This is a genomic window from Megasphaera sp. DJF_B143, assembly GCF_900320625.1.
Lineage (GTDB): Bacteria > Bacillota > Negativicutes > Veillonellales > Megasphaeraceae > Megasphaera > Megasphaera hexanoica.
In genome coordinates, this window is the sequence record NZ_ONTA01000113.1 from 17,694 (window position 1) to 29,023 (window position 11,330).

General features: G+C 49.3%; 10 protein-coding genes. All 10 read right to left on the minus strand.

Features of this window, described 5'->3' with window-relative positions; all coding sequences use genetic code 11:
* Window position 1: 1 nt before the first annotated feature.
* Window positions 2-550: an RnfABCDGE type electron transport complex subunit G gene (locus DBO31_RS03360; protein WP_059076693.1), complete on the minus strand. Its 549-nt coding sequence runs from the start codon at window positions 548-550 to the stop codon at window positions 2-4.
* Between the two features lies 1 nt (window position 551).
* Complete coding sequence (locus DBO31_RS03365) at window positions 552-1,589, minus strand: RnfABCDGE type electron transport complex subunit D (RefSeq protein WP_059076692.1); 1,038 nt, start codon at window positions 1,587-1,589, stop codon at window positions 552-554.
* A gap of 17 nt (window positions 1,590-1,606) precedes the next feature.
* Complete coding sequence (rsxC, locus tag DBO31_RS03370) at window positions 1,607-2,962, minus strand: electron transport complex subunit RsxC (RefSeq protein WP_059076691.1); 1,356 nt, start codon at window positions 2,960-2,962, stop codon at window positions 1,607-1,609.
* Window positions 2,963-3,628: 666 nt separating this feature from the next.
* Complete coding sequence (locus DBO31_RS03375) at window positions 3,629-5,239, minus strand: CTP synthase (protein WP_059076690.1); 1,611 nt, start codon at window positions 5,237-5,239, stop codon at window positions 3,629-3,631.
* Window positions 5,240-5,333: 94 nt separating this feature from the next.
* Window positions 5,334-6,998 (minus strand): arginine--tRNA ligase, encoded by a 1,665-nt coding sequence (argS, locus tag DBO31_RS03380; protein ID WP_150824439.1) that lies wholly within the window; start codon window positions 6,996-6,998, stop codon window positions 5,334-5,336.
* On the minus strand, window positions 6,998-7,426 hold the full coding sequence (locus tag DBO31_RS03385) for a DUF1934 domain-containing protein (protein ID WP_070807754.1): 429 nt from the start codon (window positions 7,424-7,426) through the stop codon (window positions 6,998-7,000). Before DBO31_RS03385 ends, argS begins: the two co-directional genes overlap by 1 nt.
* A gap of 73 nt (window positions 7,427-7,499) precedes the next feature.
* Window positions 7,500-8,243: a TIGR03915 family putative DNA repair protein gene (locus tag DBO31_RS03390; protein WP_075581974.1), complete on the minus strand. Its 744-nt coding sequence runs from the start codon at window positions 8,241-8,243 to the stop codon at window positions 7,500-7,502.
* Complete coding sequence (locus DBO31_RS03395; protein ID WP_150824440.1) at window positions 8,240-9,496, minus strand: putative DNA modification/repair radical SAM protein; 1,257 nt, start codon at window positions 9,494-9,496, stop codon at window positions 8,240-8,242. Before DBO31_RS03395 ends, DBO31_RS03390 begins: the two co-directional genes overlap by 4 nt.
* Before the next feature lie 122 nt (window positions 9,497-9,618).
* Window positions 9,619-9,774 (minus strand): hypothetical protein, encoded by a 156-nt coding sequence (locus tag DBO31_RS09380; RefSeq protein WP_170087271.1) that lies wholly within the window; start codon window positions 9,772-9,774, stop codon window positions 9,619-9,621.
* Window positions 9,775-9,880: 106 nt separating this feature from the next.
* A complete protein-coding gene (locus tag DBO31_RS03400) occupies window positions 9,881-11,116 on the minus strand; it encodes an FprA family A-type flavoprotein (protein ID WP_113855416.1) in 1,236 nt (411 codons plus the stop codon).
* Window positions 11,117-11,330: the final 214 nt, after the last annotated feature.

Here is an 11,330-nt window from a genome sequence, read left to right on the forward strand (position 1 = left end):
ATCATTTACCCCCTAACTGCGCTGCTTTTTCAACAGCCTCTTTTACGCCTTTTGTAAAGGCCCGGGAAGAAATGGTGGCACCCGTCATAGCCTGAATTTTATCCTTTTCAGAGGCATTTTTGGTAACTTCCAGATTTTCTGCTTTTTTGCCTTTGAACTGGTCTTTAAACGGGGATTTAGCACCTCTGTCGCCGAGGCCCGGAGTTTCATTGGCTTCGAGAACCGTATAATCGATGACTTTGCCATCCATGGAAACGGCGGTCAGCATTTTGATCGGTCCGCCATATCCTTTCGGAGCCGTCGGAATGATATACGCTACTTTCTGTCCGCCCTTCTGAGCGATGAACGTATCCGTTTCACCAGGAACAGGAACGAACTGGTCAGCATCGACCAGGGCTTTCATGGAATCCTGTTTCATCTGTTCTGCTTTCGCTGCAGCCGTCGGGCCGGTAATGAAGAATACGAGACCGATGATACAGCCGGAAACGAGGCACGTGCAAACCAGATTCATAGCGATTTTGAAGATACCGCTCTTATTATTGTCTGCCATTTTATTTAGCCCCCTTTGCCTTTACTTCACCGAAGACGGTCGGTTTGACGAGACGGTCAATCAGCGGAGTCAGTGTGTTCATGAGCAGGATGGAATAGCAAACGCCTTCCGGATACCCGCCGAGTACACGGATCAGTACGGTAATAAGGCCTGCACCGAGTGCAAAAATAATCTGGCCTTTCAGTGTAATCGGAGCCGTGACCATATCTGTTGCCATGAAGAAAGCACCAATAATGAGGCCGCCGGCCATCATTTCAAATACAGCAGCATTGGGGCTGTAAATAATAGCAGTAAGAACGCCGACAGTTGCAATCATGACAACCGGAACCTGCCATTTGATGTAACCTTTCCAGATCAGATAGAGACCGCCGAGAATCAACAGGACCGTGCAGGTTTCACCAGCGGAACCGCTGCGCATGCCAAAGAACATCTGCTGATAAATGGTACCCCAGTCGGTGGCATTGAATGCATTGAACAATGCATCCTGACCGCCATGCTTGAAGGCATTCAGCGGAGTAGGTCCGGCAACGGCATTGACAGCAGCACTGCCGTCCATGTTTGTCCATGTCGTCATGGCAATCGGCCAGGAAACCATCAGGCCGGCACGGCCGACGTGAGCAGGGTTAAAGAGGTTATAACCAAGGCCGCCCATAGACTGTTTACATACGACGATGGCCAGGAAGGAACCGACGATGCTCATCCACCAGGGAAGGCTCGGCGGGCAGCACATCGCCAGCAGAAGGCCGGTGATGACGGCACTGCCATCGGTGATAGTGACTTTCTTGTGCAGTGCTTTTTCCCATAAAAATTCAAAAATAACTGCAGACACAACTGCAACGACCATGTTAAGAAGTGCATTGGCACCGAAATAGTAAACGCCGAACGCAGCAGCCGGTACGAGAGCAGCTACAACATTCCACATAATCTTAGGAATGCTTTCGTTACAGCGAACATGCGGTGAAGATGATACAGTAAGATTTAATTCCTGCATGTCTTTAGCATCCTTTCCTATAGTTTGTCCTTTCGCTTCTGGACTCATGATATCCCTTCTTCCAATTAGTTCTTAGCCTTTTGCGCATCGGCTTTGGCCTGTGCTGCTCTCTGCATAGCTTTGCATTGTGCCTTGGCGTTGCGGATATACTGGACGATATTGCGTTTTGCCGGGCAGGTATAAACGCAGCTGCCGCATTCAACGCAGTTCATGACACCGTATTCCATGCATTTATCCCATGCCTGGCAGGAAGAGAAGATGCTCAGCTGACTCGGGATAAGACCCATCGGACATGCTTCTACACAACGGCCGCAACGGATACACGGAGATTCTTCACCAACCTGGCATTTTTCAGGCGATAATGCGAGGATACCAGATGCACCTTTGGTAATAGGAACATCGAGCTGGTACTGGGCAAGACCCATCATCGGGCCGCCGCCGATTACCCGGTCGGGAGTCTGGGAGAAACCGCCGCAATAATCAATGACTTCCTGGAACAATGTACCAATACGGAGATTCAGGTTCTTCGGTTCCTTGATGCAGTCACCGGTTACAGTCGTCAGACGGGAAATGAACGGGATACCATGGCATACGGCATCGGTAACGGCAATGACCGTACCGACATTGCTTACGACACAGCCGACATTCATCGGCAGTCCGCCTGGTTCGACCTGACGGCCTGTCATGGCTTCAATCATCATTTTTTCAGCGCCCTGCGGATATTTCGTGACACAAGGCTGAACCGTAACTTCCGGAATATCTTTAAAAGCTTCTGTCAGTTTGGCGATAGCTTCCGGTTTATTATCTTCAATTCCGATATAACCCTGATGTACACCGAGAGCTTTCATGATGATCTGGACACCGGTTACCAGTTTCTGAACATATTCATCTTCTACCATGGCACGGTAGTCGCATGTCAGATACGGTTCGCATTCGGCACCGTTTACAATGAAAGTATCGACAGGTTTGTTAGGCGTAAATTTTACATGAGCAGGGAAGGTAGCGCCACCGCAGCCTACAACGCCTGCTTTTTTAATCAGTTCGATGATTTCCTTGCTTTCGAGCTTAGTCCAGTCCCGTTCCTGGGGAATGCCATCAGCCCATTCATCCTTACCATCCGATTTGATGACAACAGCCATGCACTTAACCATCATGTTGTGCGGCATGGGAGCTACCTTGACAACATCACCGGAAATAGAAGCATGGATGTCAGCATGGAGAAAAGCATCGCTCGTACCAATGAGCTGCCCTTTCTTGACATGATCGCCAACCTTGACTGTCGGAGTGCAAGGAGCGCCAAAATGCTGGCTCATCGGGATGACTACTTGATCCGGTATTGCTGGGGTTTCTATGGCTTTATCTTTTGCATAGATTTTGCCATCGTCAGGATGAACCCCACCTCTTTTAAAGGTTTTCAACATCAAAAATCACCTCATTAAATATATAATGAAAAAATAAAAACATTAAGCAACCAATTTAGAGAAGCGATACGTTTTCCGGCCCGGCATATTTCTTGTCTGTCAAAAACCTGTCGAATAACTTGACGCCTCTACAAGACGGCATGAAAGCCGTAATGCCGCCGATGAATTCCGACTGCACTATATCGTATCCCAAAGGGGTGCTTACAAATCTGCAATCACTAGGTGACCGCTCTTTCGAAAGCAGATAAACGTTTTATCAGGACAGAATTATCCACTTTCAATCGTTATCATTATATCATCATCTCTTTTATTATTCAATGTGAAAATTATAGCAAGCTCCTGCCCTATTTCCGCGTGTCTTCTATATATTCCGCATGATTATCGACTTTTGTCCCAAAATATTTTTCCTATTCCGCATATTGATTATGCGTATTTTATATATAGAAAAGGTCTGTATTCATCACATATTCGTGATGCATAGATGAGAATTTATCTGATTTATGGAATTATCACCATAGCCTGGGCCATGTATGTGAAAAATTAGAACAAAGTACTATATCAAAAAGTGACAACAAATATAACTTAAACGATAAACTTTTCGGGCAGGATGCCACAAAAAATACTGCTCCGCATGATATAGCGGAGCAGCAGAATATACAGACGGATTTATTTATTTTTTAATTCCAACGCTGTCGAGATGAGTCCTCTGAATAACGGATGGGCTTTAGTCGGACGGGATTTAAATTCCGGATGGAACTGGCAGCCGACAAAATAGGGGTGATCCGGAAGTTCTACAATTTCGACCAGCCGGTCGTCAGGAGATGTCCCCGATATGACCAGCCCGGCTTTGGTAAGTTCTGTCCGGTACTTATTGTTGAATTCCCAGCGATGACGATGCCGTTCGTAAATAAGGTCTTGTCCGTAAACTTCCCGTGCCTTAGTGCCTTCAGCCAGTTTGCAGGGATATAAGCCGAGGCGCATCGTACCACCTTTGTTAGAAATATCCACCTGATCCGGCATGAGATCGATGACCGGAAATTCGGCATCTTCCTGGAATTCCGAACTCGTTGCCCCTTTCAGGCCTACGACGTTGCGGGCGAATTCCATGACAGCGCACTGCATGCCCAGGCAAAGCCCCAGGTAGGGAATCTTATGTTCCCGCGCATACTGTACCGTCTTAATCTTGCCTTCTACACCGCGGTTGCCAAATCCGCCGGGTACGACAATGCCATCTACACCGCTGAACACTTCATCAAGATTGGCATCAGACGGTTCCAGCGTTTCCGAATCAATCCATCTGATATGCACTTTGGTCTTATAGGCATAACCGGCATGACTCAGTGCTTCGGCTACACTGAGGTAGGCATCGTGAAGTGCTACATATTTGCCTACGAGGGCAATCGTAAGGTCATGTTCCGTGTGATAGATAGCATGGACCATCTTCTTCCAGTCTTCCATATCGCACGGTTTATCCGGCAGATCCAGTTTTTCCAGTACGATACGATCCAATCCTTCTTCAGAAAGGAGAAGCGGTACTTCATAAATGCTGTCCAGTGTTTTATTTTCGATGACAGCATCTTTATCAATATCGCAGAACAGGGCCAGTTTATCTTTCATTTCATCAGACAGCGGCCGTTCTGTACGGCAGACGATAATATCGGGCTGGATGCCAATACCCCGCAATTCTTTTACGCTGTGCTGGGTCGGTTTCGTCTTCAGTTCGCCCGCAGCTCCGATGTACGGTACCAGAGTGACGTGAATATACAACACGTCATTGCGGCCTACTTCTTTCTTTATCTGGCGGATGGCTTCCAGGAACGGCAGGCTTTCAATATCGCCGACAGTCCCGCCGATTTCCGTAATGACGACGTCGGCATTGTCATCATCGCCTACACGGTACACGCGGTTTTTGATTTCATTGGTAATGTGGGGAATAACCTGTACCGTATGGCCCAGATAATCGCCACGCCGTTCTTTTTGAAGCACCGACCAGTAAATCTTGCCGGTCGTGACATTGGAATTCTTACCCAGATTGATATCAATGAAACGTTCGTAATGACCTAAATCCAAATCTGTTTCCGTGCCGTCGTCGGTGACAAAAACTTCACCGTGCTGATAGGGGCTCATCGTACCGGGGTCTACATTGATATAGGGGTCAAACTTCTGAATCGTAACCTTGAAACCACGATTCTTCAGAAGACGGCCCAGTGCCGCTGCCGTAATCCCTTTACCGAGTGATGAAACAACCCCGCCTGTCACAAATATGTATTTAGCCATAATTCCTCCCTGCTGAGCATGACTGCTCGTAGACTGATAAAGTAAGTACTGTAAGATGCCGCAACTGCGGCAGGAAATCATAAGGTATATTATATTACATTTTTTCAGGAGCAGAAACCCCTAAAATGGCCAGACATCCGGCGATGGTAATGCGGACAGCCGTAACCAGGGCCAGTCTTGCTTTTTCCAGATCCTTATCAGACTGGATGACATGGCAATGGTTATAAAAGTTATGGAACAGGCTGGCCAGTTCATGAGCAAAATGAGCTATGCGGTGTGGAGCCCGTTCCCGTGCGGCAATCTGGATTTCTTCCGGAAAAGCCGCCATCTTCTTGATCAGTTCCAGTTCCTGTGGTTCCTTCAGCGTATCCCAGACTACATCAGACCAGTCTTCCGGGATAGTACCGCCCGCTTCTTCGATTTGTTTGTAAATGCTGTAAATCCGGGCGTGGGCATACTGGATATAATATACCGGATTTTCATTACTATGGGATTTCGCCAGATCCAGATCGAAGTCGAGCTGTGTATCGAGAGAGCGCATGATAAAGAAATACCGGGCTGCATCGGTCCCGACTTCTTCAATCAGTTCATTCAGGGTGATTGCCTGGCCAGTCCGCTTGCTCATCTTCACGGGCTTGCCATCGCGGAACAGGCTGACCATCTGCAGCAGCAGCACTTCCAGCTGAGCCGGATCATATCCGAGAGCTGCCATGGACGCCTTGACGCGGGCTACGTATCCATGATGATCGGCACCCCAGATATTGATCATCTTCTTAAAGCCCCGTTCATATTTGTTCTTGTGATAGGCAATATCGGCAGCCAGATAGGTTGGCACGCCGTTATCGCGGATGATGACCCGGTCTTTATCGTCGCCGTAATCGGTCGATTTCAGCCAGAGCGCCCCGTCTTTTTCGTAGGCCTTGCCCCGTTTTTTCAATTCATCACAGGCCGCGCGGATGGCATCGGGATGGAGAGTCCGTTCGCTGAACCAGTTATCATAATGGACATTAAACGCAGCCAGATCCTGCCGCAGGGCCTTCAGTTTTTCTGCATAGGCCCGGTCCTTGAAGTACGCCAGCCGTTCCGGTTCTGCCATAGATAAATACGCATCCCCGTCCTGGTCTATAATGGCCTGGGCCGTTTCAACGATGTCATGGCCGTGATATCCGTTTTCCGGGATTTCCGAAGGATATCCTAAAAGTTCCAGATAGCGTGCATTGACGGAAGCCGCCAGATTATCCATCTGATTGCCGGCGTCATTGATATAATATTCAGCCTGTACATGGTAGCCGGCCTTGCGTAAAAGATTTACGAGAGCACTGCCGTAGGCAGCGCCGCGGCCATGGCCGACATGGAGCGGTCCCGTCGGGTTGGCACTGACGTATTCGACCTGCACGGTGTCATCTTCCCGCAGCTCTGCCTGCCCATACTGTTCACCTGCAGAAAGAATCTGCCGGAGCGTATCGTAAATTACCATATGATTCAGAAAGAAATTGATAAAGCCGGCACCGGCAATTTCTGCCTTGTCCAGCCAGGGATAATCCATCTGGTCTACAATAGCGCGGGCAATCAGCTGCGGAGATGTATGGGCAATGCGCGCCGACTGCATGGCAATATTCGTCGCAAAATCGCCAAATTTCTTCTGGGGAGGTACTTCGAGCACGACTTCAGGGTATTTTCCCTGAGGCAGTGTGCCCGCCTTGACAGCTCTGTCCAGAGCTTCCTGTATGCCTTGCTTGACTAATTCTTTCATTTCCATTACGCATGATCCTCCTGCACATCAATAGACAGCTGATTATAATTGGACGCAAAACCATCGATTGTCACATCGTATCCCAGTTCTATATGTCCCGTACCATCAGACAGAGTAGAGCGGCACACATAGGTCTTCAGCGTGACCGGAAGCCTGCCCAGAGGCGTATCGTACCACGAATGGGTTTCCCTTCCCGGCCAGTATTCCTGCCGCTGCTGCATCTTCCCTGTCCGTACCAGTACGACGTTGCCATTATCCAGGACCTTGATGATGGTGGTCACACCTTCAAGTCCTGTGATTTCGCTTTCGGCATACATAATATACTGGGTATCTCTTTTCCTATAATACTTGCCTTCCGATACGAGCTCCATTTTCAGCTCCTGACCTTGTTCATTGCGCTGGATGCTCGTAACGCTTACGACAACGGGTTTCACGGAATTCCAACCTTTCTTTTTTTATTTCAATGTTACTATTATATAACAAGCAGGGGAAAAAGGAAATAACAAATCATGAATGTTTCGCATCCTCTATGAGCCAGGGCCAGTATTTTTCCGGCATAAAGCTGCGCCGCACCGTATCATTGCGCCGTTCTTTTATAGCAATAGTCTTATAATACGCCTGCCAGAGATGATTGAATCCCTGCTCGTCCCGGGAAAGAGATAATTCCTGCAACGTCCTTGGGATTTCAATCAGGGAAAGGGTGTGATTCTCATAGAGGACACCCATGTGCCGGCGTATATCGTGGATGACCCACCGTTCTCCGGGAAAACGGGAAACAAAGTGCGGTGCCATAAGGGGTACGACAGCACAGGAAGGTGCCAGCCGGGCATAGAGCATACCATCGGACAATTCACGGAAGCGCAGCAGCCCCAGTAACTTGTGGCGCTCATTGCCCGTCCTGCGGGCCATCTGACGTACTGCCCAGACCGGTTCATCGCTGAGATGATGGAGAAATTCTTTTTTATAATGAAAGGCCAGCCTCAGGTACAGGAGGAGCGCCTCTTCCCTCCCGGGCAGTTCTGCCATGAAGGCATAGTACAGGAAATGACTGGCCCTGCCGCCACACTGCTTACGGAGTGCTTCCAGGATCCGCCGGGCTTTGCCGGGATCAGAAGGCACAAACCGCGGTTGATCAAACAGCGATAGCTCCCCTTGGGTGCGGATATTTTCTGTCTTTTCTATGCCATCATGCCAGGCGTCAAATACAGCCGACAAAAAGCCGAAAAACGTCCCGTCATATTCGTAATTCATATGGTGCCTCCCGAAAACAAATCAACTTCTTCGTAGCGGGACCGCCCCTCATCCTGCAGGAGATGCCGCCGGATTTCCCCCTGCCCTGTATGACCGCCATAGTACCGTCCCCGGCAAGTGATGAAATATTTTGCCCGTTTGAGGACGATTCCCAGGCGCCGCAGACTGTCATAGGAAAGCCAGGCCTGCCTGCGGGCCGCGCAGATGCGCCGTGCCGACTGTACGCCAATGCCCGGCACGCGGAGCAGCATGTGATAGGAAGCGCGGTTGATTTCAATGGGAAAGACTTCCGGATGCCGCAGGGCCCAGCAGGCTTTCGGGTCGAGGTGAAGATCAAAATCAGGCATATCGTCACTCAGTATTTCATCGGCCGTAAACTGATAAAAACGCAGCAGCCAGTCCGCCTGATAAAGACGGTGTTCCCGCAGGAGCGGCGGCGTCCTCAGTTCCGGCAGTCCCGGCCCATGGAGCATGGGCACATAGGCTGAATAATAAACGCGTTTCAGGCTCACATGGCGATACAATGATTCGCTAAGACGCAAAATCGTGCGGTCACTGTCCGGCGTCGCTCCGATGATGAGCTGCGTCGTCTGCCCGGCCGGTACGAAAGCAGGTACTTTGCGGCTCTTTTTCCGTTCCTCCTGCCGTTCGGCAATGCCTGCGCGGACAGCACGCATGGGCAGGAGGATACTCTGCTTCGTTTTTTGCGGCGCCAAAAGCCGGAGGCCTGCCGATGAGGGCAGTTCTATATTGACGCTGAGCCGGTCCACATACTGTCCCAGTTCCCGGATCAGTCGTTCATCCGTCCCGGGTATGCCTTTCATATGGATGTATCCGTTAAAATGATAGACATCGCGGAGCAGCCGCGCCGTACGGATGAGAAGCTCCGTCGTCGTATCGGGACTCTGGTAGACACCGGAACTCAGGAATAACCCTTCTATATAATTGCGCCGGTAAAACTGTATCGTAATATCGGCAATTTCTTCCGGTGTCAGCATAGCCCGCTTCGTCTCCCGGCTGCAGCGGTTGACACAATAGGCACAGTCATAGATACAATAATTCGTCATGAGTATTTTCAGCAGGGATACACAGCGGCCATCACTGGACCAGGTATGACAAATACCGGAGCAGGCGGCATTGCCGATGCCGCCCTTCTGATTGGCTCTGTGACTGCCGCTGGATGAACAGGAAACGTCGTATTTGGCTGCATCACTCAGAATTTGCAATTTTTCCTGGATTCCGTCCCAATCCATACCGACTCCCCCCTTTTTTCTTCCCCTATCATAGCACATCCGCTGCTGTCTTTCAAACATACGTTCTTCCATTGCTTAAAAAAAAGAGGCTGCCCTTTGAGACATCCTCTTTGCCGCCGCCATTACATATGCAGGCCTTCCCGCAGCTTTTCAAAAATCTTTTGTTCATCTTCTGTCAGGTCCCGGCCCAGGTCTATTTTCAGTTCTTCCCCGTTATTGCGGGCTTTTTCCTGTTCATGAGGATCACCGCTTTTAGCCGTATTGTCACGAATAATCATAGAACTCACCTCCTGTGCTTTCTAACAATATATCATCGTTCCTTTTGCACAACCGGAGAAAAAACGGGACCGTCCTACTGTGGCAGTCCCGTTTTCATCACACCCGTTAAATCAGTGTTTTCGGATCCGGATATTCATTGATGCTTTCGACGAGTTTATCTGCCAGATCATCGAGTTCGCATTCCTGATCGTCTTTCAGAGACGATTTGATGTCCATCGTCGGTTCCAGCAGTTCGCAGCACTTGAACTGGTTTTCTACGTAATCGACCATCGTCTTATAGGCAGCCGATGCCCAGCTGTGGCAGGCAATGACGCCAACAGTACGCTTTTGATACATGAGTGTCTTCAGATCGTGGAGGAAGTTTTCCATAGGCAGGAACAGATTGAGGTTGTACGTCGGAGCAGCCAGTACGAGATGGCTGTATTCCCAGGCCTTCGCCGTGATGTAGGATGAATGAATCTTAGCCACATCATAGAGGCGGACATCCTGGATTCCCCGCTGGCTCAGCTTATGGGCCAGTGCGCAGGCAACCCGTTCTGTATTGCCGTAAATGGACGAAAAAGCAATGACGACACCTTTCTTTTCCGGCACATATTTTGCCCAGTGAAGGTATTTTTCAATAATGTATTTGATGGTTGCCGGCGTACGGAATACGACACCGTGGAGCGGGCAGATATAATCGATGGGAAGGCCCGATGCTTTTTTGAGGACATTGACGACCTGGGGGCCAAATTTGCCGACTATATTGACATAATAGCGGCGGGCAGAATCGAGATAATTTTCTTCAAAATCGACCTGGTCGGCATAAACATTGCCCAATGTACCGAACATGCCAAAAGCATCGGCACTGAAGAGGACATGGTCCGTCAGGTCATAACTCATGATAACTTCCGGCCAGTGAACCATCGGTGCCTTGACGAACTGGAGTGTATGTTTGCCGAGCGCCAGCTGGTCGCCTTCTTTGACTGCGACATAACGGTCCGGCATCGGTTTGCGGAAAAATTGTTCAAACAGCTTGAACGTCTGGGGCTGGCCTACGATCTTGGCATCAGGGTATTTTTCCAACAGGGCGACGGCCGAGCTGGCATGGTCTGGTTCCATATGCTGCAGGACGAAATAATCGAGCTTGCGGCCATGAAGCAGATATTCTACATCTTCCAGGAATTCATCACGGCATCCCTTGTCCATGGCATCGATGACACAGGTCTTTGCGTCATCAATGAAATAGGAGTTGTAGGTGACGCCTTCAGGAATCGGGAAAATCCGTTCAAATAATTCGGTCCGGAAATCATTGCATCCCATCCAATAGATGCCATTTTTGATTTCTTCTGTAATCTGCATAAGTATCGTTACCTCCTTTAAAATATAAAGAGAATTTTCATCTACCTGTATCATATCATGTTTGCAGGCAGTAATAAATATCAATATGGAAAATCTATCGATTTACTTGTCTGATTTTGCTTTTTCTGCCGCTTTGCTCTTATTATTGTCGGCTGTACGGTCCGCTTTGGACGAAGCGCTGTCGCCACGGACGGTATCGGCTTCACGGCTATCC

What these genes read in the sequence shown, in the direction of transcription:
- rsxC (WP_059076691.1), bottom strand. Translation starts at nt 2,962, where the DNA reads ATGTTGAAAACCTTTAAAAGAGGTGGGGTTCATCCTGACGATGGCAAA.
- DBO31_RS03395 (WP_150824440.1), bottom strand. Translation starts at nt 9,496, where the DNA reads ATGGATTGGGACGGAATCCAGGAAAAATTGCAAATTCTGAGTGATGCA.
- DBO31_RS03390 (WP_075581974.1), bottom strand. Translation starts at nt 8,243, where the DNA reads ATGAATTACGAATATGACGGGACGTTTTTCGGCTTTTTGTCGGCTGTA.
- DBO31_RS03365 (WP_059076692.1), bottom strand. Translation starts at nt 1,589, where the DNA reads ATGAGTCCAGAAGCGAAAGGACAAACTATAGGAAAGGATGCTAAAGAC.
- DBO31_RS03400 (WP_113855416.1), bottom strand. Translation starts at nt 11,116, where the DNA reads ATGCAGATTACAGAAGAAATCAAAAATGGCATCTATTGGATGGGATGC.
- DBO31_RS03375 (WP_059076690.1), bottom strand. Translation starts at nt 5,239, where the DNA reads ATGGCTAAATACATATTTGTGACAGGCGGGGTTGTTTCATCACTCGGT.
- argS (WP_150824439.1), bottom strand. Translation starts at nt 6,998, where the DNA reads ATGGAAATGAAAGAATTAGTCAAGCAAGGCATACAGGAAGCTCTGGAC.
- DBO31_RS03360 (WP_059076693.1), bottom strand. Translation starts at nt 550, where the DNA reads ATGGCAGACAATAATAAGAGCGGTATCTTCAAAATCGCTATGAATCTG.
- DBO31_RS09380 (WP_170087271.1), bottom strand. Translation starts at nt 9,774, where the DNA reads ATGATTATTCGTGACAATACGGCTAAAAGCGGTGATCCTCATGAACAG.